The sequence below is a fragment of the Legionella massiliensis genome, assembly GCF_000756815.1.
GTDB classification, from domain to species: Bacteria; Pseudomonadota; Gammaproteobacteria; order Legionellales; family Legionellaceae; genus Tatlockia; species Tatlockia massiliensis.
This window is the reverse complement of sequence record NZ_CCVW01000001.1, coordinates 1161836-1186554: the sequence shown is the minus strand read 5'-3', so window position 1 is coordinate 1186554 and position 24719 is coordinate 1161836. Positions and strand designations below refer to the sequence as shown.

Here is a 24719-nt window from a genome sequence, read left to right as displayed (position 1 = left end):
CTTTTTCCCGTACAAAGAGAGATTAGATTGCGAAAGGATTACGTAAGATAATGGTAGCATCTCGCTCTGGACCAGTTGATAAAATATCCACGGGCACATCTAGCAAGGCCTCTATTCGCTTTATATAGGCCAATGCATTAGCCGGTAACTCCGTCAACTCTGTCACATCAGCAGTTGACTCAGACCAGCCTGGCATTTCTTCATATACAGGCTCTAACCCTTCAAAATCCTCAGCTGCCTGGGGAGGTCGAGATATCAGTGTGCCCTTAGAATCACGATAAGCCACTGCAATTTTTATTGTCTCTAAACCATCCAAAACATCAAGTTTTGTCATGCACAGTCCGGTAATACTATTAAGCTCAATTGAGCGTCGTAATAGCACCGCATCAAACCAGCCACAACGCCGTGGACGACCAGTTACCGCACCAAATTCATTTCCGCGACTAGCCAAGGTTTTACCAATTTCATCATTTAACTCAGTTGGGAAGGGTCCACCACCCACACGGGTTGTATAAGCTTTAGTAATACCAAGGATATAATCGAGATAGCGAGGCCCAAAACCTGCGCCGTTAACTACGCTGCCTACACAGGTGTTCGATGAGGTTACAAAGGGGTAAGTGCCATGATCAATATCCAAGAAAACACCCTGAGCTCCTTCGAACATGATCGCATCGCCCTTTACTCGATGTTCATGCAGGCAAGTAGTCACATCACAAATCATTGCGCCTAACTCTTCCGCCCAAAGCTGAGCTTCTTCAAGCAAAGGCTGTAATTCAACCTCTGGTTGATCAAAATAATGCTTCAGAACAAAGTTATGGTAGGCCAAAAGCTCTGTAAGTTTAGTTTTAAAGCGTTGTGGATGAAGCAAATCACCAACTTTCAGCGCTCTGCGAGCGATCTTATCTTCATAAGCAGGGCCAATACCACGGCCAGTTGTGCCTATCGTAACGCTACCTTTATGACTTTCGCGAGCCTTATCCAAGGCAATATGGCAGGGTAAAATCAAGGGACAAGCTTGACTAATATGCAAGCGACTACGAACACTCACCCCTTTATTTTCCAGCTCTTTAATTTCATCAAGCAAGGCTTGGGGAGAAAGTACGACGCCATTTCCAATGTAACATTGCACATGTGGGCGGAGCATCCCTGAAGGGATTAATCGCAAAACTGTTTTTTCCCCTTTAATTTTCAATGTATGACCAGCATTGTGCCCACCCTGATAGCGAACAACAACCTGCGCGTCATGCATTAGGAGATCGACAATTTTACCCTTGCCCTCGTCGCCCCACTGCGTACCTATTACTACAACATTTTTACCCATAATCGACTCTTTATTCTGCACATTGATAATCACTAGGGAGTAGAGTTTTAGTAATAGGTCAGCCCTTTACCCACCAAGCAATGACAGAGTGAGCTGACCTATTACGAATTTTACCCCCAATAAAAAAGGGTTAAGCGTGCTTAACCCGATTTCAGCAAAATCCGCAATTATAATCAGTTTTTGGCATTAGCGCTAGCGCTATTGAGTGCTTGTTTAAAATAATTAAAAAATGCGGAACTTTGATCCAGTACCAATAAGTCTTGCTTATCATTAAAGCTACTTTCATAAGCCTTCAAACTACGATAAAAAGCAAAGAACTCTTTATTTTGTCCAAAAGCAGCTGCATAGATTCCTGCAGCTTCCGCTTGACCTCGAGCACGTAGCATTTGCCCTTCACTATGCGCCTTTGCAAGTAATACAGTAATCTGGGCATCGGCAGCCGCCTGAATCGCTTCCGCTGCAGCACTACCATCCGCACGATGGCGGTTAGCAATTTTCTGCATATCTGCACGCATTCGTTGATAAATTGCATTAGAAGTATTTTCTGGCAACTCTATCCCTTTAATACGAACATCAACTACAGAAATCCCTAATTCAGCTGCCCGTTCTTCAGCTTTGTCGCGTAAGGACTCCATGACATCATCACGGCCACCGGAAACAACCGCTGAAATAGTGCGTTTACCAAATTCTGCTCTCAAAGACGTGTTTAATTGCTGTTCAAGCAAAGTTTCTGCCTTAAGCTCATTCCCACCTGTTGATTTGTAATAACGTGCCAAATCGTCTATTCGCCACTTCACATAATAGTCAACAATTACGTCTTTCTTTTCCTTGGTAACAATCCTTGAAGATTTGATATCCATCGTTTGAATACGGGTATCGAAAACACGCACATTCTCAATAAAAGGTGTTTTGATATGTAAACCAGGACCTAAGACTAAGGTGTTGCCATCTTTATCATTCACCAATCGTCCCAAACGAAGCAAAATACCATGCTGTCCCTGAGTAATTGTGAATACACTGGCTAACACGACCATCAAGACGATAAAGGCCAGGATACCTAAGGTTGTTTTTGTTGCGTTCATTGACTAGTTTCTCCCTGGGCCACTGCTATAAGTTCGTCGGCTAATATCTCGACTGCTAACTGCCAAACTTTCATCTTCAACTCCAGACGTTGATTTAGCATTAGCACCACTTGCCGTCTCGGCCTTAGGCATTAAATTAGGAGCTGCAGCTAATTTGTCGAGCGGCAAATACAAAAGATTATTTGACTTAGAATCAACTATAACCTTCGAGCTCTTGGACAAAACTTGTTGCATTGTATCCAAGTACATCCTTTCTGAGGTTACAGCTGGCGCCTGCATATACTGGGGTAATAACGCAAGAAACTCAGCAACCTCTCCTTTAGCACGCAAAACAACCTGCTGGGCGTAAGCCTGCGCTTCTTCATTAATTCGTTTTGCATTCCCTTCAGCAGTAGGTACTACTCGAGCTTGATAAGCAAAGGCTTGCTCTTTGAAACGTTTTTCATCTTCCTGGGCTTTAATTGCGTCATCAAAGGCATCCTGTACATTTTCAGGAGCGCGCGCAGGTTGAGGCGATACGTTGACAATCACAATCCCTGTCTTGTATTGGGCAAGAGTTTTCGTCAAGGAATCCTGAACATTAGATCCCCAAGCTTCTCGGCCTTCCGTAATGATCTGATCAAGTGTTGTGGTTCCCACAACTTGCCGTAAAGCACTTGAAGTAGCCTGTTGTAGACTTTCCTGAGGATCAGCAACATTAAACAGATAAGCTTGCAAATCGCCAATACGGTATTGCACAGCCAAAGAGACCGATACAAGGTTCTCATCTTTAGTCAACATTTGGGCTGAATAAGAGTAGTCGGAAACCCTTTCTACATTTTTGACAATTTTTGAAGAAACAATGCGCGGAATCCAATGCGGTCCAGGTCCAACGGTATCTACATATTTACCAAAACGAAGAATCGCCGCCTGTTCACCTTCATCAACAATAAAGATTCCGGAAAGCGCCCAAAGAACAAAAAGCACTAAGACAGCCGCGAGAACCAGTAGGCCGCCATTTTTATTTGCTGGGGGTATCTCATCCCCTTCCGGTTGCTGAGAACCACCAAAGAAGGTTTTCTTTAACTTTTCCTGAAATCGTTTTAACGCTTCGTCCAAATCTGGTGGCTGATTCTTCCCACTCCATGGATCTTTGCCTTTATCTGGCTCATTCCAACCCATTAATCTCTCCCCGCTTTTGCACAGAAAACTAGGATTCTATGGGGTCTGCTCTCTTTAAGCAAGTAAGCTTTATGAGTAATTTAATCTAGCCCCATCTTCATAATTCTCATCTAATCTATCATGAATAATTAGATTTCCCTTTGTCATCCGCTCCCAAATCAGCTCTGAGCGAATTTTCTTCTCGTGCTCTTCCTGATGATTTTCTTTAACGTAGTCACTCACCTGTTTTATTGTTGTGTATTCTCCAGTAGCAAGTTTCCAATGCATCTTGCTAAAGGGGTTTACAAAAAATCCTTGGAAACTCCCGCGATAGCGCCAGACAAACTCAGCAAATTGCCGCTCTTTTGGAGTAAAACTTTCAGATTGATTGTGAGAAACTGAAGGCGATTCCTGCTGAGATGTCTCCAGACCTGAGCTACGCATAAGGAGCGATGCTCTTCTCTTAGGTAGCTCATTCACATTAAACACTAATTCTTCAACAAGAAAGGATTCCTTACTAGAGAAGCCAAAGGTACGGCGAAAAGACTCTGCCCAGGAGCTGGAAGCATAGATAATCTTGTGTAAAGAATTATTTTTATCGTGGCAAGCTCTGACAAATTGGGTGGCTGGATATTGTGATGCTTTAGTGTATTTTTTAACCTCATCAAGCAAAGCAATGCGGTTATCCATCAATAAAGATCGATACTCTTCACTCAGGGGAGCCTCTGCGCCATGGCAGAGCAACATCGCTATCCCCTGAAGTGTTTCCTCTGAATCCACGCCATCCTGCAAACGTTGGCAAAGAAAATCAATAGCCCGCATCCCGTCTTTATTCTCATAGCTATAATCAAGCTCCTTATCACTACAAGCAAGTAGGGCAGCTAGGGCATCAATTCGTCCATATCTTGCCGCCAGGATGAGCGGTGTTTCGAACTTAGGACCGCAGGGATTATTAACTTCCGCCCTTGCATTAATAAATAGTTGAATAGCCTCTGGATAATTACTAAGCACAGCCTGATGGAGTGGCTGTAACTCAATATATTCGCCAGAAACCTTTATTTTACTCGCTTCATCAAGATCTAACTCTAATCGGACGAGTTCTGAAATTAGGCGATTATCTCTGGTTCCGATTGCTCGTGATAACAAGGTCCTGCCTTCATTGTCTCGGCAGTGAAGTTGCAATTGTTGTTCAGGGCTCGTATCGAGGCTACTTGCATAGTCAGATAGCTCTCTATCTTGGGGAAGATAGCGTTCATTCACAAAAATTGAATAGAGGTCCATTTTTCTCAACCACATTAACAAATGCAGTGGCTGATCTTTATTAATATCCGCCCCTCGCTCTAAAAGCCAGCGAATAGGCTCGGACATATCCCATCCCTTAGAGCGGTTATGAATGCGAATCAAATAGTTTAATACGGTAGTTTTCTCGCCATTTTTAAGTGAAAATCTACGTTTCAGTAGGTCCTTATCATTTCTAAGCTCTTGCTCAATAAAAACATAAAAAGCCTGGTTCCCCCGTGCAATGACACCATCTAATTCACTAATCGATTTCATAATTTTAACTTCCTATAGTGTTTTATTGCAGTTGGCTTTCTGAAAACCAATCTTAACTAGTGGAATAATAAGGCTCAAAAACCTTTAGGATTTTGCAATGTTCTTTTTCACTTTTGTTTAGACTCTAGTGTAAATTAGATCCCAGACACCATGACCAAGTCGTTGACCACGTTGTTCAAATTTAGTTAAGGGTCGGGTCTCAGGGCGCGGTGAAAAACCACCATCAGGCTGCGTATTCAATAAATTTGCTTCTGCAGCCAACACAGCCTGCATATGTTCCGCATAGTCTTGCCAATCTGTCGCGCAATGAATAAACCCTCCAGACTTAAGTCGCTGAATAAGCAATCTAACAAACTCAGGTTGAATTAAACGACGTTTATTATGTCGCTTTTTATGCCAGGGATCGGGAAAGAAAATTTGTATGCCTGCAAGAGCACCATCAGTTAATTGATGTTTAAATACTTCGACAGCATCGCCCGCAACTATGCGTACATTATTAATATTATTATCACGTAAATCAGCAACCAAGCTGCCAATACCGGCTCTATGCACTTCAATACCAATAAAATTAACTTCAGGCTGCTGCTGTGCCATTGCTATTAATGAAGCCCCCATGCCAAATCCTATTTCGACTACGGTATCTGCGTCACGAGCAAAAATGGCATGTAAATCCCAAGGATTATTGTTTATAAGCAACTCATAGCGATGCAGATCTTGATCCAAAGCCTGTTGCTGGCGGTTAGAGATACGTCCTGCTCTTATGACAAAACTCTTGATTGTTCGTTGCATTCAATTTACCTATCATGATTTCAGCGCGAATTATACTCATTAATGACAATTTTGTGATCACTAATATTAAGCAAAATAGGTACTCTATAAATTCTTGAGAAATTACAAGGACATTTCACTAATGATTTTAAAAACCAAAACTTATTCTGATCCACAATCTTGCATAATCAATCTTTTTTTGCTATAAAACCGCTCTTGTATTTTACACCCGGCTGATTTAGCCTAGCTTGTGTTGGAAATTCGCAGTTGCTGAGTTTTACAGAGCAGAGCCAAATCTATCGAATACTTTGGAGTCACAATATGTCAAGAGTATGTCAGGTTACCGGCAAGCGACCAATAACAGGCAACAATGTGTCGCACGCCAACAACAAAACCAAAAGACGCTTTCTGCCCAATATTAAGCGACATCGCTTTTGGGTTGAAGAAGAAAATCGTTTCGTAAGCCTCAGAGTAAGCACTAAAGGCATGCGTATTATCGATAAATTAGGAATTAAAGCTGTTTTGGACAAGCTCCGAGCCAACGGCGAAAAAATATAACTGAAGAGGAAAAACCATGGCAGCTGTTACTGTTAAAGTCAAAATGGAATCTACAGCAGGGACAGGATATTACGTTACGACCACAAAAAATCCACGTAATCATCCTGAAAAAATGGAATTGAGAAAATACGACCCTGTTATTCGTAAGCACGTGATTTTCAAAGAGAAAAAAGTTAAGTAAACTTTTTTTCACTTGTTAACATCTTATTTTAATTTCTAAAAAAAATGAGATGTTAACCCTTCCTTTATGTTCTTTCTAAAGAATGTCTGTGATAGACGTTTTTTAATCGATATTTAAATTTCGCCTCTTTTTTTAATTATTTTCAATCAAAATGGATAAAAAATAATCTAACACCCTACTGGATAATCCCCTCGAATCAGTTACACTTAAGAAAAGGCGAGGAAAATAACAAAGAGGATTTGCATGAAACCGTCGTTGCAACTCAGTATTAGTCAACAACTAACACTTACACCACAGCTTCAACAAGCAATTCGGCTATTGCAACTCTCAACACTAGATTTACAACAAGAGATTCAACAGGCTGTTGAGTCAAATCCTATGCTTGAATCAACCCCTAATGATGAAAAAGTTGACTTACCCACTGAAAATAAAGAAATTTTAGATGAATTCTCGGATTTTCAATGGTCACAGCTTTATAACAGTCCAAGCAAAAGAACTAGTTTCGACGAGATAGATTTCAATTTTGAAAATCTGCACAGCGCTACAACCAATTTACAGGATCATCTACGCTGGCAATTAGATTTAACCCCTATGAGCGATGTTGACCGAGTCATTGCAACAGCTCTGATTGATGCTACAGATGAGGATGGTTTTTTGTCTTTACCACTCAATGAGCTTCACACAAGTCTCGATAGCGAAGCCCATCCACTTGATCTGGAAGAGATAGAAGCTGTACGCCATCGTTTGCAACATTTTGATCCAGTTGGCTGTATTTCACAGAATTTGGCCGAAACCCTCTTGGTGCAGTTAGAGCAGCTACCAACGACTAATACTGATGTTGAGCTAGCTAAGCGGATTATTCGCAATGACATTGAGTTACTTGGCCAACATAATTATCGCCAGTTAATGAAAAACTATCAGGTTAATGAATCCCATTTGGACAAAACCCTGCAAATTATTCAACGCCTCAATCCTAAACCAGGCAATTTAATTCAAGAGGAAGTAGCTGAATATATTATTCCTGATATTACAGTTAAAAAGGCTGATAATGTATGGCAAGCCTTTCTCAACCCCGACACACTGCCACGCCTTAGTATTAATAATCATTATGCTTCTCTGATACAACGCGCAGATAACAGTGCAGACAATCAATTTTTGAAAAACAATTTACAAGAGGCGCGCTGGTTCTTAAAAAGTATTCAAAGCCGTCAGGAAACCCTGCTAAAAGTAGCCCGTTGTATTGTGGAATACCAACAGGATTTCCTTGAACATGGTGAAGAAGCAATGAAACCGCTCATTCTCAATGATGTAGCACTTGCTCTGGATATGCATGAATCAACAATTTCAAGGGTTACAACACAAAAATTTATGCATACCCCTCGAGGCGTCTTTGAGTTAAAATACTTTTTCTCAAGCCATGTAACAACAGTTACTGGTGGGGAATGTTCATCAACCGCTATTCGAGCAGTAATCAAGAAATTAATTGCCGCAGAAAATCGCAAAAAACCCCTGAGTGATAGTAAGATCGCCCAGCTAATTGGTGAGCAAGGTATTCAAGTCGCTCGTCGAACTGTAGCTAAATACCGTGAAGCGATGGGTATTGCCCCATCAAATGAACGAAAAACTATTCGTAGTTAGATTATTTAATTGAAGGAGAACGTTATGCTGCAGATTAATTTTACTGGACATAATGTCGATGTTACCCCTGCCTTAAAATCTTATGCAGAAGAGAAGTTTAACAAGCTGGAAAGACATTTTGACAAAATCACATCCATTCACGTGGTGTTTTATATTGAAAAATTAAGCCAACTTGCTGAGGCCACGATTATGATCGCCAAAGGTGAGTTACATGCAAGCTCAGAATCAGGAGATATGTATGCATCTATTGATACCCTGGTTGATAAGCTGGATAGACAGCTGATTAAGCATAAGGAAAAAACTAGAGATCACCGCGAGTAATTGCTGAGAGCGGGTCATAAAATAGCTATTTGATTAATCTGAATTTAAAAATTCCTACGTAATTGCTCGCTGTGGATTCAATGTAGCTTGGATGCAGCGTAGCGAAATCCGGGAGCAGTGTTCCAACTTCCCGAATTTCGCTACGCTGCAGCCAGGCTACGGACTGGTTGGAACAAGAGCAACGTTTCATGCAGCAATGCCTTGCACGCAACTTGAAGCAAGCTATTTCTGAGCTGATTCAAGCTCGTTGCATAAATTTCAGAGCGAGAACATGTTAAATTAACGATCAAATATGGTAAAATATAAACTACATCGACGACTAGATGCCGCTTTGGCTATTAAATTTATCTTAGTTAAAAGGTGTTTAGCAATTTCTGGTCTGTAATCATGCAACTTAGTCATATTATTAATCTAAACGCTGTTTACATAGATTCTGTCTCAAAAAGTAAGACAGCCGTGCTTCTTAAAATCAGCCAAATTCTCAGCCAGCTTCATCCTGGGCTTAATGAGCAAGAACTCTTTGAAGCCTATTGGAAAAGAGAATGCCTGGGAAGTACTGCCATTGGTCAAGGAATTACTATCCCACATATTCGTAGCCTAAAACTCGAAAAAGCTCAGGCTTGTATAATTAGGCTGCTAAATCCCGTGGATTTTGGTGCGGCAGATAAGCAACCCATCGATTTAGCCATTGGTTTAGTGGTACCTCAGGAGCAGGTTAATCATCACTTAGAGATCCTAGCCGCAATTATCAAGCGTTGTAGTGTGCCATCTTTTCGCGAAGCTTGCCGTCGAACCGATAATAATGTAGCGCTCTATAACTTATTGATCACTGAAGATACACATCAAGAGGAATTGGCTTAACAATCATTGTAGAAAATTGCAACACATGCTAAATTGCAGGGGCCATGATAAAAACGAAAATTACAATCATTAATAAATTAGGTTTGCATGCTCGAGCTTCTGCGAAATTCGTTTCTACTGCCTCGAAATTTCAAAGCCATCTTGACGTCACCAAAGATTCCCAAACTGTGAATGGTAAAAGCATTATGGGAGTTATGATGCTTGCTGCCAGTAAAGGTAGTGAATTGACTTTACAGATTGATGGACCTGACGAAGTAGAAATGGAAAAAGCTATTACAGCCTTGATCAATAATCTATTTGGCGAAGCTGAATAGTTGTAAGCGTTCACACCCTTGCTTAGTAATAGCTCACGTGAGATGTAAAAATCTTGGAGTGATCTATTCCCTCGCTTATTATCCCTTCACCCGAAGGTGAACCAGATTTAAGAACCCTCATCCGAATTTTGCTGACGCTGTTTGCGCATTCGTTGCAAAATAAAAAGCGTTTGCACAGGCCCCGATAAGGAATAAATTACAAATCCTGTAAATAAAACTACGGAAGGATTTGCAGCAATCGCTACAAAAAGAATTACCATTAAAAGAAGATAAAGAAAGGGGACTTTTCCTTTAAAATCAATCTCTTTAAAACTGTAATAGCGGATATTGCTTACCATTAACACCGCGACGAAGAAGGCAATAATTGCCGTAAGAATAGTAAAGGCAAAATGTTCTAGCTGATTTTGATAACTGAACCATACCAGCGAGGAGACTATTGCAGCAGCCGGTGGGCAGGCAAGCCCCTGGAAATAGCGTTTATCCGAGGTTTCAATTTGAGTATTAAAACGAGCAAGCCGCAAAGCAACAGCAGCAGTATACATAAATGCAACAAGCCAGCCGATTTTTCCCAAATTATGAAGATTCCAACTATACATTAACAAAGATGGAGCAACACCAAAGGTAACCATATCAGACAAACTGTCATATTCACCACCAAAAGCGGTTTGTGTATTGGTAAGGCGAGCAATACGCCCATCCAGACCATCTGCAATCATCCCGATAAAAATAGCAATTGCTGCGACTTCATATTGCATTTTCATTGAAGCAACAATCGAATAAAAAGCAGCAAATAAACTTGCTGTGGTAAACAGGTTCGGTAGTAAATAAATACCAGAATGACTTTCTTTTTGATTCACAACAGTTTTCCGTCTTAAATAAAAACGCTAACATGCTAACATAACAAACGCCCTGCCTGCTATCGCTTCATTGTTTCACCACTATGGTGCTATAATAGACATACTGTTTTTAAAATACATTAAATATGACTGATCCCGAGAACAAAAAAATTGTTATTGAAGGAGTAACACCGCAAGGTAAGGCTTTTCGTCCTAGTGACTGGGCTGAGCGGATGAGCGGGACCATGGCTAGTTTTAAAGACAGACGAATTCATTACTCTCCTCTGTTACAACCTAGCGTGAATACCGAAGGCTACAAATGTGTACTACTTGATCCCAAACTAAAAGAATCAAGCCCACAAGTCTATCAAGCCATTCTTGACTTCGCTAAAGCGAATAATTTGAAAATCTGCGGTGAAGAGGAATAGTATCCGCTCAGGGGGCAATACAGAATTTTGATGAACTGTTGCGAGGATTAGGCTAGCTGCCTTTTGTCAGATTGGATAATTGTCCCATTATTGCCGAGGCCATCGCCGTGGTATTTTGAAAATTCATTGCTAAGACACCTGCACAAAGGAAGGCTAAGCCTTTTGGTCCATGCTGCTCCCCTGGTTTGCTTGAGCCTACCAACAAGACACAGCCACGTATAAACCAGATAATTCCTGCAGTCTTAATGACTGTTGCCATCGAGCTATAGACGTCAAAAGGATTATAACTGGTATATTGCAGAATATTGCCCGTACCAAAAGCAGTATTCGCAAAACCTGATACGGTTGTCGGAATAAAAAGCAGGGCTGACCCGCCTAAAAAATAGGCAATGGGAACAAATAATTTCTCTTGTGACCGTCCTCGAGATTCACCAATTTTCTTTAATTTAGCAATTCCTATCATAAAGAAAGCGGTTCCCAACACGTAAGCGAAGGCGGAGAGAAGATATTGTACAGGAAACATCGAACGGCTTACGTTGCCGATGATTGTGACCAGGTCAGTACCAGTACTCATAGTCTAATTATATACTCAATTCTTTTGCTTACTATTGCAATGCATAATTTTTCCCCTATATTAGTAGCTCTCTTAAAATACGTTGTAAATTATTATGTCAGTCATAACCTTTCCTATTATTTTAGAAGATGCCTACATGCTGTCTTCTTTTGTGAAACACTTTGTTTTCAGAGTAGAGAACCCCTCAGTGTTCACTTATTTACCTGGGCAATTTATCACTATCCATTTTGAGAAAGATGGAAAAATTCTCAAGCGTAGTTATAGTATCGCTAATGTACCAGGACAAAACAATCGTATTGAGTTTGCTGCTGGCTATGTTAAGGGTGGACCAGGCACTGAATTACTATTTAATTTAAAACCAGGCGACACTATTAACATCAACGGACCTTTTGGTCGATTGATCCTCAAAGATGAAATGCCAAAGCGTTACATTTTAGTGGCGACCAGCACGGGAGTCACGCCTTATCGCGCTATGATTGATGAACTTAAGCGCCGCCTGCAAATATCTCCCGAGCTAAGAGTAGCTATCTTACAAGGAGTGCAAAAACGTGAAGACATACTTTATGGGAATGAATTTAAAGACTTTGCAGCCGAATTCCCCCAAGTAACCTTTCGTGCCCATCTAAGTCGTGCAGAAAAAGATAATCTTAGTGACTATGAGTACAGCGGTTATGTTCAACACGCCTTTCCCGAGCTCTCTCTAAATCCCCAGGAAGATACCGTTTATTTATGTGGAAATCCCGGTATGATCGACGAAGCCTTCAATTATTTAAAAGAACAAGGATTTGGCATGCAGCAAATTATTCGTGAAAAATATATTTCTGCGCCAACGAGATAAATCAAACAAACAAAATTTAATGTAAAGATGAGGAGAATTAATACTATGCATTACGATGAATTATCAGCAACTATGGAGATACTCCTGCAAGATGGTAAAGGTATTCTTGCTGCTGACGAAAGCAGTGGCACTATTGGAAAACGTTTCGACTCTATTGGTGTTGAAAACACTGTAGAAAGTCGCCGTGATTATCGCCTGTTGCTAGCCACAACCCCCGATCTGGAGCAATACATCAATGGCGTGATTTTATTTGAAGAAACCTTCGAGCATAAAGATGAGAATGGTACACCAATTGCTGAATTATTTGCCAATAAGGGAATTGTACCTGGAATCAAGGTAGACAAGGGTTTAGTTGACCTGGCTAATACAGATAATGAAAAAGTGACTCAAGGTTTAGATGGTTTGGTCGAGCGTTTAGAGCACTTCAAGAAGTTAGGTGCCAAATTCGCAAAATGGCGTAATGTTTATACTATTTCTGAATACACTCCAAGTTTAACAGCAATCAAAGCCGGCGCAGAAATGCTTGCTCGCTATGCCGCAACCTGCCAATCTTTAGGAATTGTTCCAATTGTTGAGCCTGAAGTTCTGATGGATGGCAATCATACTATCGAACATTGTGCAGAAGCGTGCGAAATGGTACTTCATGAACTGTTCCATGCACTGTTTATTCATCAGGTTGAGTTAGAGCACATTGTCCTCAAACCATCTATGGTTACCTGCGGTAAAAGCGTAAGCCCCTTCAGCTCACCTGAAGAAGTAGCTGATTATACACTTTCAGTGTTCCGCAATAATGTTCCCGCAGCAGTACCAACAATTAATTTCCTGTCAGGCGGTCAAACACCTGTTGAAGCTACTGCCAATTTGAATGCGATTAATAGTGCAGGCTACCAACCTTGGAACCTAAGTTTCTCTTACGGTCGTGCACTGCAAGAAGATTGTTTGAAAACCTGGGGCGGTAAACCAGAGAATGTCAAAGCTGCACAAGACGCTTTGCTAAAACGCGCTCGATTGAATAGTGCTGCCTGCTTTGGTGAATACCAAAGCGAGATGTAATAGATCTCAGCGCCTTATGTCATTGCGAACTCTAGATTGCTTCACTCTGCTCGCAATGACGGTGTGGAGCGATTACGGCTGTTCCATGAATCCGTGAACATTACTCATTAGTAAATTCAAATCGTGCTAGTAATGGAACATGATCCGACAACATTCGCCATGGCTTGCCCTTTAAACACTGCACATCAGCAACTTGCATACCACGATAATAGATACGATCAACACACAAGGCTGGCCTTATAGCTGGAAATGAACGTGCATGTTTTCCTTTCATGCTATAAAAAGCCTCTTTAATATTAAGCTCATCCGCTAATAGTCCTGATAAATGATGACGCCAATCATTGAAATCACCTGCCATCAAGAGAGGTTCATTCTCAGGCACAGCCTCACTTATCCTTTGCATCAAAGCCCTGCATTGTGACGCTCGTTCTGTCTTGAACAAGCCTAAATGGACACACAGTAAATGTACGGTAATCGGTGGCTCTCCCTCTATTCTTATTTGGCCATGCAAAATACTGCGGGAAGCCCGATTCATTGTGGACAGATTAATATTTTCGAAGCGATCAAACACATATTTGCTCAAAATAGCATTGCCATGATGACCTGATTGATAGATGGCATTTTTTGCATACAGAAAATGAGGCCAAATCTCCTCAGCGATATATTCAAATTGCGGTGAGTCAGGCCAGGCAGTAATACGTTTTTCACGACGACGATGCTCACCCTGCACCTCTTGTAAGAAAACAAAATCAGGGTTTAATGCCGACAAAGCATCTCGCATTTCCGGCAGAAGAAAACGTACCTTGCCTAACCCAAACCCTTTGTGGATATTGTAGGTTATCAGGGATAGGCTGCGTGGCGATTGAGACATACTAACTTTTGGTTAATTAACTCATTTAAGCATAACACTATCTATAGAGATAAGCAGCTTAGTCATTTGCACTAGCAATGGCCCAAGATACCTAGATCCCGCGGTCAAGCCCATAGGTATCTACACAAGTGACTGTAATAGACACACGTCATCCAGAGCGTAGCGAAGGATCTCCGGGACTAGCACGGTGCCACATTCAGGAGATCCTTCGCTACGCTCTGGATGACGTAATATGACGTAATGTTGCGACAAGGAGAGACATTTGTGTAGATACCTATGGGTCAAGCCGCGGGAATTCGGGGTGAGATGTGGAATAATGCCGAATCTCCGCGGCGCCGACCGACTCCGGGGTCTGTCGGTGGTATGAAATACATGACTCCCGCAAGCAGATCCCGCTTCGATAGTTTAGCCAATAGCAATGAAGCATCTACTAAGCTATGATTAATAAAGGTTCTCTCTTTGTAATTTTAGCGATGGACTCCACAACACTAACTATTCCTGGCTTCACAATTGGCTATAAAACCTGGGGAAATCCGGCATTGCCACCTATGCTAGCTCTTCATGGTTGGCTCGATAATGCTAATTCCTTTGATTTATTAGCGCCTTATTTGGAGAAGCAGTTTTATTTCATCGCAATTGATTTCCCGGGTCACGGCTATTCTTCTCACCTTTCCGAGGGTTGCTATTACCATTTTTCAGATGGCATCTTTAATATTTTGCAAGTTATCAAAGCCCTGGGGCTTGGTCAGATCCATCTTTTGGGACATTCTATGGGTGCCTGTTTAGCCAGCCTTATTGCAGGTGTTGTTCCCGAGCAAATATTGTCAATGGCATTAATCGAAGGTCTAGGCCCATTTTCTAATCCAGACTTTAGCTGTCGCGATCAATTGTCAAGGTATTCGCAGTTAATTAGCAAGGAAGCGAACAAAAGCGCAAAACCTTATCAATCTCTCGAGCAAGCAGCATTAGCCCGAGCTAAACGAGGTTATTTATCCAAAGAATTAGCAGCAATTCTTGCGCAGCGCGGATTGGAAGAAAAAGAAGAACAGTTCTATTGGCGCCATGACCGGCGCTTGTTACTAACAAGCCCTCTTACAATGACTGAGGGGCAAGTATTATCTTGCTTAAAAGGAATTCGCGCTAAATCCTGTTTAATCTGGGCATCTCAGGGCTTTGGGTTTGATAGCAACATCATGAGCGAAAGAGTTAAGACAGTAAACGACTTACAAATTTACCATTTAGAGGGCGGGCATCATATACACATGGAGCAACCAGGCGCTGTTGCTCAGTGCCTGGCTCAATTTTATCAAGATTAGCTATTGATCAACGCAGGGCAAGTGTCAGGATCTATTGCAACCTTACGCAATGCGGCTTTCACATCTTCAAGCGGGAGCTTAAAGTCGTTTGTCGCATTGAGAACACCACAGCCGGCTTCAGCAAAGGTTGTTGTTGGCTGCCAATAAGCCATATTAGCCTTCACCATCACCTTAAATGCTAGCTGAGCATTCCAGCCATTGGTTGATGATATTAGATAGAATAAGCGATTGAACACACCGCTGGAGAAGTGAACATCTAGCCCTTTAGTATATTTATCTGCAGAATCGATTGACTCTCCATCTCGACTTGGTTGATCCATATAACGCAGAGCTTTCATTCCACTGCCCTCTTTCACTATGTCTGCACCGATAGTCCAGGTATTCTTTTGTGTCGAATAGAATTCAGCAGCTTTCGCAGCCATATCTGAAAACGATTCATTAATTCCACCCGAATGAGCAACATATTCAAGATTTGCATGTTGCTCAGTGAAACCATGGCTGACTTCATGAGCCCCAATCTCCAGCGACACTAAGGGATACATCATGTCATCACCATCCCCAAAGGTCATCTGCTTGCCATCCCAATAGGCATTCTCATAATTGCTGCCATAGTGGACACGCATGATGAGCTGCATTGGCTGTTTAGTCTCACCGAATATACCGCTCTTTTCAGTTAATACTTCGATACCATACCAATCTTTATACATGCGCTTGATCACATAACCAGAATACATTGCATCATTCATTGGCGAGAAAGCGCCATTCTCTTTATCGTAACCATCGCCTTGATAGCCAGTCCAAAACGTATTTTTATCGTTCCCTGTATTCTTCTTACAACTGAATTTCATTGGGCTATTAAAAGAGGCGTAACCATGCTTCATATCAACCACTTTCACAGCAGTATTTTCCATATAGCAGGTACGCAATAAGGTATTACGGGTTATATCCAGAAGTGGGAAGGTTTGGCCATCAAAAATATACTGCCCTGTCTTAGTATTACCACCATAACCCATTCCTTTTACGGCTAAATTTGCCGTTTTGATATCATCCCATTGTAAAAAGGGGGTATAGTTTTTGGCATCAATAATCGCTGAGGGTCTTTCTGGGATTCGATCATAGTGCTGAATAAAGACACTAACACGATAAGCCCAATGGGCTTTATGAGCTTCATCAATATAGACAATTGGCTTAACCTGTCCCTCACTGAGCTCCAATCCGGCAAATTGTCCTTTGAACTGCTCTAAGGCAAGATCCGCATTCTTAACCAAGTCAGCGGTTGGCTGTCCCAATTCGTTTTGCAAATCACGATAGACTCTTCCATTGACCTGCACCTCATTTTGCGTAGTCAACAAATTCTTGGCAATACGTTTACCATGTAGAATGACATAGCCACCATAAACATCAAAGCCAGAATATTTTTGTTGCATACGAATATGGGTAACCTGGTTCTCATCTTTATATTGCTTAATAAATTGCAGAGTCTCTGGGGATGTTAGAGCTGCTTTGGCTGTACCTGGTAGGGAAAACTGGAATTGTTGCTTTAATACGTTGAACGATTCAGTCTGCAGTAGGACTTCTTCAGCTGCCTTCACAGAGGGAGCTAAAATAATAGCTAATGACGCTGCTAGTGGGGTTAGATAATTTGGTCGCATTTATATTTTCTCCTTTTAATCCTTGAGGCAAACAGGACCAGTTTGCCCTATTGTTAACTTTTCCATGCCAACGCTTATTGCCAATACAATATGCTCCGCATAATTACGTCAGAAAAGCATTAAAAATCAAAATAATGGGAGTGGGTGTACGAATTGGCAGCCAGCTCTTAAACTTAAAAAACGTTCCATGCTTTTAAAGCTAGATAACAACAAATTGGAACTGACCTATAAGTTTGACTTTCCGAGTTTCGAATGAAGATCGGCCTCATTAATGTCCGTAAAATAATCTTCAGGCCTTATTCACGCTAACATAACTTTTATTGCTTGGGAATCTGAATTCGAACCAATATGTAATTCAATTTGTTATCTTAGTTAAAATTGATACCACTATTGTATTTATGTATTTAAAAAAATTATTTTAACGATTCTCGTCCATAACTGACGTTATTTTATAAATTTAACTTTGCCTCACAATAGTTTTGAGTAATAATTCGACACTCGCTTTTTCCTGATAGGGAAAATCAGATAAGTTCTTTGGGAGATTGATGAATTTAAATGAGCACTATTACAACCGATCTTGAGTTAGCCCTCACTCATTTGCAACAAGGCGATATTGTAGCTATCCCTACAGAAACTGTTTACGGTCTTGCGGGTAATGCCGCGAATGAGCAGGCAATTCGCAAAATCTATACGCTAAAAAACAGACCCTTAAATCATCCCTTAATTATGCATGTAGCAGAAAATGCTGATTTATCCCGCTGGGTTGCTCATGTGCCTGATTATGCGCAGATCTTGATTGATAACTTCTGGCCAGGCCCCCTTACCTTAGTCTTCAAAAGCAAAGCTGGGCAGGTCAGTCCGTCTATAACTGGCGGGCAAGATACTGTTGCTATCCGCTGCCCCAAGCATTCTCTTGCGCAAGAGCTGTTGCAAAAGCTTGATTTTCCTTTGGTCGCTCCCTCAGCAAACCCTTTTGGAAAGATTAGCCCGACAACAGCCGAACATGTGCGCTATAGTTTTCAGCATGACGATTTATTAATTTTGGATGGTGGCCGCTGCCAAGTAGGCATTGAATCAACTATTGTTGCGGCAACCAATCCACAAAGCTACGAAATTTTAAGGCATGGAACCATTGATGAAAACCACATCCATTCCGTTTTAGCCAGGCAACAATTTAAGGATCAGACGTCTATCAGAGTACCAGGAAAATTGGAGAGTCATTACCAACCCGAAAAACCACTCTTTTGTTTCAATGATGCAACCACAATCTCCAATTTTATAAAACAAAAGAACGATCTTAGCGTTTATGTCCTTTCCTTTTCTGAAATAGCCCAAGCCAATCCCAAACTATGCTATCGCCTTCCCAACACCCCGGAACAAACAGCCTATGAGCTTTATTTTCAATTGCGTTGTGCTGATCAATCGCAGGCAAACTGCCTTGTGATTGAATTACCTCCTGAACAGGAACAATGGCAAGGAGTCAGAGAGCGTATTTTGAAGGCTGGTAAGCTCCTCTAAACAGAGTATGAGCCTATCATGCCGACATCTTGCCGATATCATCTTAAATATAGACATTATTGCAAAGTTCAGGCAGAATTCCTGGAATTTTGCTAACCCAGTTCATAATGAAGAAAATACTTGTCCTGCACGGTCCAAACCTAAATCGTCTGGGAAAGCGCGAACCGGCGGTCTATGGTTCAACAACGCTCATAGAACTGGACAATACCTTGAGTGAACAGGCTAAAGCTGCTGGATTTGACTTAAACTGCAAGCAAAGTAATTCTGAAGCAGCACTGATTGAGTTTATCCATCAGGCGAGCGATGAGGGAGTGGCCTATCTGATTATCAATCCTGCCGCTTTTACCCATACAAGTATCGCGCTTCGCGATGCCGTGGCCGCAGCAGCAATCCCTTTTATTGAAGTTCATATTAGTAATATTTATGCGCGCGAGACTTTTCGCCATCATTCTTATTTTTCTGATATAGCCCGCGGGGTTATATCCGGGTTGGGGGTTAAGGGTTATTCCTTGGCTTTGCAAGCAATCATAGACGAATTCAATTAATAGAGAGTTATTATCGATGGATATTCGCAAAATCAAAAAATTGATCGAATTACTGGAAGAAACAGGTATTTCAGAAATCGAAATCAAAGAAGGTGAAGAATCTGTTCGTTTGAGCCGCCATAGTTATCCTATGGAAGCTCCTACGCAAGTACGTTACGCAGCAGCGCCACCAGTGATGACAGCTGCCCAACCAGTAGCAGCTCCAGCTGTTCCAGTTGCGGATAACAAACCCGCAGTGACGGGAAAACCAGGGCATCGGGTACGTTCGCCAATGGTTGGTACGATGTATATCTCTCCCTCACCGGATGCAGACCCCTTTGTTACTATCGGAAAATTAGTAAAAGTTGGCGATACGCTTTGCATCATTGAAGCGATGAAAATGTTTAACGAAATTGAGGCCGATCGTGCCGGTAAAATCGTTGATATTCTGGTCGCAAATGGTGATCCCATTGAATATGACCAACCTTTGTTTATTATCGAAGAATAAAAGGTAATCTAGATGCTCTCTAAAATTGTTATCGCCAACCGTGGCGAAATTGCGCTTCGTATTCTACGTGCTTGTAAAGAGATGGGCATTCAGACTGTTGCTGTCCATTCTGACGTTGATAAAGACCTGTTGCATGTAAGGCTCGCTGACGAAACGGTGTGTATTGGTCCAGCAAGCTCGCAAAAGAGTTACTTAAATATTCCAGCGATTATTTCTGCTGCTGAAATCACCGATGCAGTCGCCATTCATCCCGGCTATGGCTTCCTAGCTGAAAATGCTGATTTTGCTGATATTGTCGAGCAAAGCGGTTTTCGTTTTATAGGCCCACGAGGCGACACCATCCGTTTGATGGGTGATAAGGTATCCGCTATTGCTGCGATGAAAAAGGCTGGGGTTCCTTGTGTTCCAGGTTCTGATGGCCCCCTGCTTGATGATGATGCTCATAATATTGAGCTAGGCCGCAAAATCGGTTTTCCTGTCATTATTAAGGCAGCAGGCGGCGGCGGTGGACGTGGCATGCGTGTTGTCCACAATGAAGGACATTTACTCAATGCAATTGCCCTGACCCGCAGTGAAGCAAAGGCTGCTTTCAATAACCCAGTGGTTTACATGGAGAAATTCCTGGAAAACCCCCGCCACATCGAATTTCAAGTGCTAGGTGATGGTAATGGCAATGCGATACATCTGGGTGAACGCGATTGCTCAATGCAACGCCGTCATCAAAAGGTGCTTGAAGAGGCACCGGCACCAGGCATTACTCCCGAACTAAGGAAAGAAATTGGTGACTCAGTCGTCAACGCTTGTCGTGACCTGAAATATCGTGGCGCAGGCACCTTTGAATTCCTTTATCAGGATGGCTGTTTCTACTTTATCGAAATGAATACCCGCATTCAGGTTGAACATCCCGTTACAGAAATGATTACTGGTATTGATTTGATCAAAGAGCAAATTAAAATTGCCAGCGATGTGCCCTTTACCCTCAAACAAGAGAATATCCACATCAAAGGGCATGCTGTCGAATGCCGAATCAATGCTGAAGATGCCAAAACCTTTATGCCCTGTCCTGGCACAATACGTTTGCTCCATCAGCCTGGCGGTCCCGGCATTCGCTTTGATTCACACATCTATAGCAGCTACACAGTTCCACCCAATTATGATTCGATGATTGGCAAATTAATCAGCTATGGTGAAACACGGGCTGAAGCCTTTGCCAGAATGCGTAATGCGCTGGATGAAATTATTATCGATGGCATTAAAACGAATATTGAATTACATCATCGCATCTTACGTGACAAAGCCTTCATACAAGGTGGGACAAATATTCACTACCTAGAAAAAATGCTGAAGGAATAAAAGAGTGTGGTATCAATTACAAATTGAACAATGCCATCGTGATAAGGTGGAACTACTAAGCGAAGCGCTAGAAGAAACTGGCGCTTTGTCGATTACCCTTACTGATAAAAACGATGACCCTGTTTTAGAGCCAGAACCAGGTACTACGCCTCTTTGGCCTGATGTGATTGTCAATGCACTCTACCAGGAAAAAGATGAGGCTGAGTTGGCAAAAACGATGCTAAGCGCTCAGTTTGAACATCTAAGCTATGCAATTAATGAAATCGCTGATCAAGACTGGGAACGTGCTTGGATGGATGAGTTTAAGCCCATGCGCTTTGGTGAGCGACTATGGATTTGTCCGTCCTGGATAGAGCCACCGGAACCTGAGGCAGTTAACCTTATCTTAGATCCTGGCTTGGCTTTTGGTACGGGCACCCATCCTACGACCTCTCTTTGTTTAAGATGGCTTGATCAGGCCGATTTAACTAATAAATCAGTCGTCGATTATGGCTGTGGCTCAGGCATCTTAGCCCTAGCCGCCCTTAAATTAGGTGCAGCTTCAGTGCATGCTGTTGATATTGATGAGCAAGCGCTGCAAGCTACTCAGAATAATGCCCTTAGCAATAGCGTCGAATCCAAGCAATTAATCATTGGATTCCCTGAAATTCTCAAAGAGCCTGTTGATTTACTAATAGCTAATATCTTACTTGCACCTCTTTTAAACCTGCGCAGCCGCTTCAAAGAGCTGCTCAAAGATAGGGGGATGTTAGTTATATCAGGCATCTTAGCTGAACAAGCCGCAGGATTGATTGAGGCCTATCAAGAAGACTTTAACCACCTGGAAACGATTAATCATGAAGGCTGGTCACTTTTGGCATTTAGCCGTTGTTAAGAATTACACATAAAGACCGGAATTCCCGCGGCTTGACCGCGGGATCTGCCAGTGGTGCACGCGGCATAGACCCCACAGTCAAACCCAACCTACTACAAACGACTAATCATGACAGCTTTACGTAAAAATTTTACCTAAGCTCGTTTTAAAATGGATTATTTGGCGGTACTATTGCCAAACTTCAAAACCCAACTTTCGAAGCCCGAACGGATATAACAAAATGAGCAAGCAAGAATTTTCCCCTTTCACACCGCGAAGAGCCCTTCTAAGCGTCTCCGATAAACGTGGATTGGTGGAGCTAGCCAAAACTCTGCATAAACAAAATATAGAACTGATTGCTACTGGCAATACCGCAGCCCTGCTTAGTCAACATAATCTACCAGTCACTGATGTCAGCGAATGCACTAAGTTCCCCGAAATGCTAGATGGGCGAGTTAAAACTCTGCACCCGGCAATTCATGCAGGTTTATTAGCACGTAATACAGCAGACGATGATAGAGTTTTAGCAGAACATCAGATTCAACATATCGATTTGCTCGTTGTCAATTTATATCCCTTCGAACAAGTCATTAGTAACCATGACTGCGACTTTCAAAAAGCAATAGAGAACATCGATATTGGCGGCCCTGCGATGGTACGTTCAGCCGCGAAGAATCATGCTCGTGTCTTTGTGGTCGTCACTCCCGAAGATTACAGTGTATTAGGCCAATACGTTAAAGCTAAAAAAGCGCCTGCAGACTGGGGTTTTGAATTAGCCAAGAAGGCCTTTGCCCATACAGCAGCCTATGACGCGGCTATCTCTAATTATCTAGGAACCTTGAATACTGACAAATCGCCTAGCGGATTCCCTTCAACCTTGACCTGCCAATTTCATAAACAATATGAATTACGCTATGGCGAAAATCCCCACCAGCAAGCAGTTTTTTATTCTGACAAAAATCCGCCTGCAGGTTCCTTATCCACAGCCGAAGCAATTCAGGGTAAACAACTATCCTATAACAATTTACTTGATGCGGATGCAGCCTTTGATTGTGTCAAATCATTCCCTATAGACACACCGGCTTGCGTGATTGTCAAACATGGTAATCCCTGTGGTATCGCATTGAGTGACAGCCAGCTAAATGCCTATTTACGCGCTTATCTCACCGATCCTGTTTCAAGTTTTGGTGGCATTCTGGCATTTAATCAGCCACTGACGGCAGATACAGCGGCAACTATTATTGAAAAACAGTTTGCTGAAGTGATTATTGCTCCAGAAATCACCGAGGAAGCTAAAGCAGTGCTGGCAGCTAAGCCCAATATTCGGGTTCTTAGCACAGGTCTCTGGCAGGATACCCACGAGTTCAAATTGGATATGCGGCGGGTGGATGGCGGTTTATTGGTTCAAGAACATGATGATTTTCTAGTGTCAACCGAGGAATTCCAAACTGTTACAGAGAAAAAGCCATCTCCCCAACAAATGAAAGACTTATTATTCGCTTGGGCAGCAGTGAAACATGTAAAATCCAATGCCATTGTCTTCGCAAAAAGCTGTGCCACTATCGGTATTGGAGCAGGTCAAACAAGCCGGGTAATGAGCACGCGGATTGGATTGTGGCAGGCAGAACAAGCCAAATTCTCTACTGAAGGAGCCGTAATGGCTTCTGATGCCTTTATTCCCTTTGCCGACAGCGTAGAATTGGCTGCCCAGGCTGGTGTTAGTGCCATTATTCAGCCCGGTGGTTCTGTTCGCGATAAGGAAGTTATTGCTGCAGCTAATGCTGCAGGATTAGTTATGGTGTTCACAGGATATAGGCATTTTAAGCATTAGATCGCACCCTGATTCAAGGAACAGCCGTATTTGGCGCAGGTTTCGAGAAAACAAAGGAAAAAAATGCTCACATAGAATGCTATGCTGCGCTTTTTTTCCTTTGTTTTCTCGAAACCTGCGCTCAACTCCGACTGTTCTCCAAGATTCTAGATATCCCCCTGAACATATAAGTAGAGAACAAGGTTTTAAATATTCCTCTCATCCGGGAATGACAAATACCCTTAGGGGAGAGGGGAAACCCAACCTCTCAATGCCGCAAAGCCTTATAAATATCGATAAAGGTCGAAACCCTATCAATATTAATCGGCACATGCAGACGACGAGCGATATCAGAAGCCGAAAAAATGCCGCGAATACAATGATCTTCGCCATCAACAACCAGAAAATGTTGTTTCCCTTCATTCTGTAGGGTTTCAACGATATCCCTGATTTTAGCGCGCTTCACGTCTTCAAATTGAATCGCTTTTAAGTAACTTCTCGGTGTCATGACCTCATTGACAAAAATATCAGAACGCTTCATATGGTTCGCGCGCGACATGGCCTTTTCGCTAATTAGATCCTCATAGGCCAAGGTTCCAACAAAATTTCCATGATCCATGACCAACTTTAATTTAACATGTGTTTTCTTCATTAAATCTTCCGCGGTAACCAAATCAATCGATTGCTCAATCAGAAGAGGTTCCGTTTTCTTGAAGTCTGTGAATATCTCAAGTGCTGGAGAATCAAGAGTTATTTCAAAATTTTCATCTGGTGTTATCAGGTGATTGACTGAAGCAATCTCCCATGTTTTTAAAATCATGATATTATTTCCTCGTACATCAAATGC

Annotated in this window: 26 protein-coding genes; 16 read left to right on the top strand and 10 right to left on the bottom strand. The window is 42.1% G+C overall.

All coding sequences use genetic code 11. The features are described from left to right. Positions 1–22 precede the first annotated feature (22 nt). The 5 genes from BN1094_RS05075 to trmB form a co-directional block, all read right to left on the bottom strand. Positions 23–1321, bottom strand: coding sequence for an adenylosuccinate synthase (locus BN1094_RS05075; RefSeq protein ID WP_043873229.1), 1299 nt, complete (start codon positions 1319–1321; stop codon positions 23–25). A 173-nt stretch (positions 1322–1494) separates the two neighbouring features. Next, positions 1495–2403: a protease modulator HflC gene (gene hflC, locus BN1094_RS05070; protein WP_043873228.1), complete on the bottom strand. Its 909-nt coding sequence runs from the start codon at positions 2401–2403 to the stop codon at positions 1495–1497. Positions 2404–2406: 3 nt separating this feature from the next. Further along, positions 2407–3564 (bottom strand): FtsH protease activity modulator HflK, encoded by a 1158-nt coding sequence (hflK, locus tag BN1094_RS05065; RefSeq protein WP_043873227.1) that lies wholly within the window; start codon positions 3562–3564, stop codon positions 2407–2409. Positions 3565–3633: 69 nt separating this feature from the next. Further along, positions 3634–5097 carry a Dot/Icm T4SS effector AnkC/LegA12 gene (gene ankC / locus BN1094_RS05060; protein ID WP_043873226.1) on the bottom strand — a complete coding sequence of 488 codons (1464 nt, stop codon included), beginning with the start codon at positions 5095–5097 and terminating at the stop codon, positions 3634–3636. A 117-nt stretch (positions 5098–5214) separates the two neighbouring features. Continuing rightward, positions 5215–5886, bottom strand: coding sequence for a tRNA (guanosine(46)-N7)-methyltransferase TrmB (gene trmB / locus BN1094_RS05055; RefSeq protein WP_043873225.1), 672 nt, complete (start codon positions 5884–5886; stop codon positions 5215–5217). 300 nt (positions 5887–6186) lie between these two features. On the opposite strand from trmB, the gene rpmB reads away from it, so the two are divergent. The 6 genes from rpmB (at position 6187) to BN1094_RS05025 (ending at position 9738) form a co-directional block, all read left to right on the top strand. Continuing rightward, complete coding sequence (gene rpmB, locus BN1094_RS05050; protein ID WP_043873224.1) at positions 6187–6423, top strand: 50S ribosomal protein L28; 237 nt, start codon at positions 6187–6189, stop codon at positions 6421–6423. 16 nt (positions 6424–6439) lie between these two features. Next, the gene (rpmG, locus tag BN1094_RS05045; RefSeq protein ID WP_043873223.1) at positions 6440–6604 is read left to right on the top strand and encodes a 50S ribosomal protein L33; all 165 of its coding nucleotides are present in this window, start codon (positions 6440–6442) and stop codon (positions 6602–6604) included. Between the two features lie 243 nt (positions 6605–6847). Continuing rightward, complete coding sequence (locus BN1094_RS05040; RefSeq protein WP_043873222.1) at positions 6848–8242, top strand: RNA polymerase factor sigma-54; 1395 nt, start codon at positions 6848–6850, stop codon at positions 8240–8242. Between the two features lie 27 nt (positions 8243–8269). Then, positions 8270–8563 carry a ribosome hibernation-promoting factor, HPF/YfiA family gene (hpf, locus tag BN1094_RS05035; RefSeq protein WP_043873751.1) on the top strand — a complete coding sequence of 98 codons (294 nt, stop codon included), beginning with the start codon at positions 8270–8272 and terminating at the stop codon, positions 8561–8563. A 387-nt stretch (positions 8564–8950) separates the two neighbouring features. Beyond that, positions 8951–9424 carry a PTS sugar transporter subunit IIA gene (locus BN1094_RS05030; RefSeq protein WP_043873221.1) on the top strand — a complete coding sequence of 158 codons (474 nt, stop codon included), beginning with the start codon at positions 8951–8953 and terminating at the stop codon, positions 9422–9424. A 44-nt stretch (positions 9425–9468) separates the two neighbouring features. Then, on the top strand, positions 9469–9738 hold the full coding sequence (locus BN1094_RS05025; protein ID WP_043873220.1) for an HPr family phosphocarrier protein: 270 nt from the start codon (positions 9469–9471) through the stop codon (positions 9736–9738). A gap of 107 nt (positions 9739–9845) precedes the next feature. Here the strand turns inward: BN1094_RS05025 and pssA are convergent, their stop codons facing one another. Continuing rightward, entirely contained in the window at positions 9846–10595 is a 750-nt protein-coding gene (gene pssA / locus BN1094_RS05020; RefSeq protein ID WP_043873219.1) for a CDP-diacylglycerol--serine O-phosphatidyltransferase, read from the bottom strand. Between the two features lie 125 nt (positions 10596–10720). On the opposite strand from pssA, the gene BN1094_RS05015 reads away from it, so the two are divergent. Continuing rightward, positions 10721–11002 carry a DUF3579 domain-containing protein gene (locus BN1094_RS05015; protein ID WP_043873218.1) on the top strand — a complete coding sequence of 94 codons (282 nt, stop codon included), beginning with the start codon at positions 10721–10723 and terminating at the stop codon, positions 11000–11002. A 52-nt stretch (positions 11003–11054) separates the two neighbouring features. Here the strand turns inward: BN1094_RS05015 and BN1094_RS05010 are convergent, their stop codons facing one another. After that, positions 11055–11576 (bottom strand): hypothetical protein, encoded by a 522-nt coding sequence (locus BN1094_RS05010; RefSeq protein ID WP_043873217.1) that lies wholly within the window; start codon positions 11574–11576, stop codon positions 11055–11057. Positions 11577–11670: 94 nt separating this feature from the next. Here BN1094_RS05010 and BN1094_RS05005 point away from each other — a divergent pair, with 94 nt between their 5' ends. Continuing rightward, the gene (locus BN1094_RS05005) at positions 11671–12414 is read left to right on the top strand and encodes a ferredoxin--NADP reductase (protein ID WP_043873216.1); all 744 of its coding nucleotides are present in this window, start codon (positions 11671–11673) and stop codon (positions 12412–12414) included. A gap of 45 nt (positions 12415–12459) precedes the next feature. Then, positions 12460–13467 carry a class I fructose-bisphosphate aldolase gene (locus tag BN1094_RS05000; RefSeq protein WP_043873215.1) on the top strand — a complete coding sequence of 336 codons (1008 nt, stop codon included), beginning with the start codon at positions 12460–12462 and terminating at the stop codon, positions 13465–13467. A 100-nt stretch (positions 13468–13567) separates the two neighbouring features. Here the strand turns inward: BN1094_RS05000 and BN1094_RS04995 are convergent, their stop codons facing one another. Continuing rightward, a complete protein-coding gene (locus tag BN1094_RS04995) occupies positions 13568–14338 on the bottom strand; it encodes an endonuclease/exonuclease/phosphatase family protein (protein ID WP_043873214.1) in 771 nt (256 codons plus the stop codon). 473 nt (positions 14339–14811) lie between these two features. Between BN1094_RS04995 and BN1094_RS04990 the strand changes: the two genes are divergently transcribed. Continuing rightward, positions 14812–15654 (top strand): alpha/beta fold hydrolase, encoded by an 843-nt coding sequence (locus BN1094_RS04990; RefSeq protein ID WP_043873750.1) that lies wholly within the window; start codon positions 14812–14814, stop codon positions 15652–15654. On the opposite strand, the gene proA is transcribed toward BN1094_RS04990, so the two are convergent. Continuing rightward, the gene (gene proA, locus BN1094_RS04985; protein WP_043873213.1) at positions 15651–17306 is read right to left on the bottom strand and encodes a zinc metalloprotease ProA; all 1656 of its coding nucleotides are present in this window, start codon (positions 17304–17306) and stop codon (positions 15651–15653) included. The two genes, BN1094_RS04990 and proA, sit on opposite strands and share 4 nt — an antisense overlap. A gap of 555 nt (positions 17307–17861) precedes the next feature. Between proA and BN1094_RS04980 the strand changes: the two genes are divergently transcribed. From BN1094_RS04980 to purH, 6 genes are all read left to right on the top strand, one after another. Continuing rightward, complete coding sequence (locus BN1094_RS04980; RefSeq protein WP_043873212.1) at positions 17862–18824, top strand: L-threonylcarbamoyladenylate synthase; 963 nt, start codon at positions 17862–17864, stop codon at positions 18822–18824. Positions 18825–18931: 107 nt separating this feature from the next. Continuing rightward, positions 18932–19369, top strand: coding sequence for a type II 3-dehydroquinate dehydratase (aroQ, locus tag BN1094_RS04975; protein ID WP_043873211.1), 438 nt, complete (start codon positions 18932–18934; stop codon positions 19367–19369). Positions 19370–19385: 16 nt separating this feature from the next. Then, entirely contained in the window at positions 19386–19856 is a 471-nt protein-coding gene (gene accB, locus BN1094_RS04970) for an acetyl-CoA carboxylase biotin carboxyl carrier protein (RefSeq protein ID WP_043873210.1), read from the top strand. Positions 19857–19868: 12 nt separating this feature from the next. Next, positions 19869–21209: an acetyl-CoA carboxylase biotin carboxylase subunit gene (gene accC / locus BN1094_RS04965; protein WP_043873209.1), complete on the top strand. Its 1341-nt coding sequence runs from the start codon at positions 19869–19871 to the stop codon at positions 21207–21209. A 4-nt stretch (positions 21210–21213) separates the two neighbouring features. After that, positions 21214–22083, top strand: a complete 870-nt coding sequence (gene prmA / locus BN1094_RS04960; protein WP_043873208.1) for a 50S ribosomal protein L11 methyltransferase — start codon at positions 21214–21216, stop codon at positions 22081–22083. A 220-nt stretch (positions 22084–22303) separates the two neighbouring features. Then, the gene (gene purH / locus BN1094_RS04955; protein WP_043873207.1) at positions 22304–23893 is read left to right on the top strand and encodes a bifunctional phosphoribosylaminoimidazolecarboxamide formyltransferase/IMP cyclohydrolase; all 1590 of its coding nucleotides are present in this window, start codon (positions 22304–22306) and stop codon (positions 23891–23893) included. Between the two features lie 247 nt (positions 23894–24140). Here the strand turns inward: purH and BN1094_RS04950 are convergent, their stop codons facing one another. Continuing rightward, on the bottom strand, positions 24141–24692 hold the full coding sequence (locus BN1094_RS04950; protein WP_043873206.1) for a CBS domain-containing protein: 552 nt from the start codon (positions 24690–24692) through the stop codon (positions 24141–24143). Between the last annotated feature and the right edge of the window lie 27 nt (positions 24693–24719).

Bases quoted from the DNA above. Each gene is read 5' to 3' on its own strand.
- BN1094_RS05075 (WP_043873229.1), bottom strand. From the start codon at position 1,321: ATGGGTAAAAATGTTGTAGTAATAGGTACGCAGTGGGGCGACGAGGGC.
- hflC (WP_043873228.1), bottom strand. From the start codon at position 2,403: ATGAACGCAACAAAAACAACCTTAGGTATCCTGGCCTTTATCGTCTTG.
- hflK (WP_043873227.1), bottom strand. From the start codon at position 3,564: ATGGGTTGGAATGAGCCAGATAAAGGCAAAGATCCATGGAGTGGGAAG.
- ankC (WP_043873226.1), bottom strand. From the start codon at position 5,097: ATGAAATCGATTAGTGAATTAGATGGTGTCATTGCACGGGGGAACCAG.
- trmB (WP_043873225.1), bottom strand. From the start codon at position 5,886: ATGCAACGAACAATCAAGAGTTTTGTCATAAGAGCAGGACGTATCTCT.
- rpmB (WP_043873224.1), top strand. From the start codon at position 6,187: ATGTCAAGAGTATGTCAGGTTACCGGCAAGCGACCAATAACAGGCAAC.
- rpmG (WP_043873223.1), top strand. From the start codon at position 6,440: ATGGCAGCTGTTACTGTTAAAGTCAAAATGGAATCTACAGCAGGGACA.
- BN1094_RS05040 (WP_043873222.1), top strand. From the start codon at position 6,848: ATGAAACCGTCGTTGCAACTCAGTATTAGTCAACAACTAACACTTACA.
- BN1094_RS05030 (WP_043873221.1), top strand. From the start codon at position 8,951: ATGCAACTTAGTCATATTATTAATCTAAACGCTGTTTACATAGATTCT.
- BN1094_RS05025 (WP_043873220.1), top strand. From the start codon at position 9,469: ATGATAAAAACGAAAATTACAATCATTAATAAATTAGGTTTGCATGCT.
- BN1094_RS05015 (WP_043873218.1), top strand. From the start codon at position 10,721: ATGACTGATCCCGAGAACAAAAAAATTGTTATTGAAGGAGTAACACCG.
- BN1094_RS05010 (WP_043873217.1), bottom strand. From the start codon at position 11,576: ATGAGTACTGGTACTGACCTGGTCACAATCATCGGCAACGTAAGCCGT.
- BN1094_RS05005 (WP_043873216.1), top strand. From the start codon at position 11,671: ATGTCAGTCATAACCTTTCCTATTATTTTAGAAGATGCCTACATGCTG.
- BN1094_RS05000 (WP_043873215.1), top strand. From the start codon at position 12,460: ATGCATTACGATGAATTATCAGCAACTATGGAGATACTCCTGCAAGAT.
- BN1094_RS04995 (WP_043873214.1), bottom strand. From the start codon at position 14,338: ATGTCTCAATCGCCACGCAGCCTATCCCTGATAACCTACAATATCCAC.
- BN1094_RS04990 (WP_043873750.1), top strand. From the start codon at position 14,812: ATGGACTCCACAACACTAACTATTCCTGGCTTCACAATTGGCTATAAA.
- proA (WP_043873213.1), bottom strand. From the start codon at position 17,306: ATGCGACCAAATTATCTAACCCCACTAGCAGCGTCATTAGCTATTATT.
- BN1094_RS04980 (WP_043873212.1), top strand. From the start codon at position 17,862: ATGAGCACTATTACAACCGATCTTGAGTTAGCCCTCACTCATTTGCAA.
- aroQ (WP_043873211.1), top strand. From the start codon at position 18,932: ATGAAGAAAATACTTGTCCTGCACGGTCCAAACCTAAATCGTCTGGGA.
- accB (WP_043873210.1), top strand. From the start codon at position 19,386: ATGGATATTCGCAAAATCAAAAAATTGATCGAATTACTGGAAGAAACA.
- accC (WP_043873209.1), top strand. From the start codon at position 19,869: ATGCTCTCTAAAATTGTTATCGCCAACCGTGGCGAAATTGCGCTTCGT.
- purH (WP_043873207.1), top strand. From the start codon at position 22,304: ATGAGCAAGCAAGAATTTTCCCCTTTCACACCGCGAAGAGCCCTTCTA.
- BN1094_RS04950 (WP_043873206.1), bottom strand. From the start codon at position 24,692: ATGATTTTAAAAACATGGGAGATTGCTTCAGTCAATCACCTGATAACA.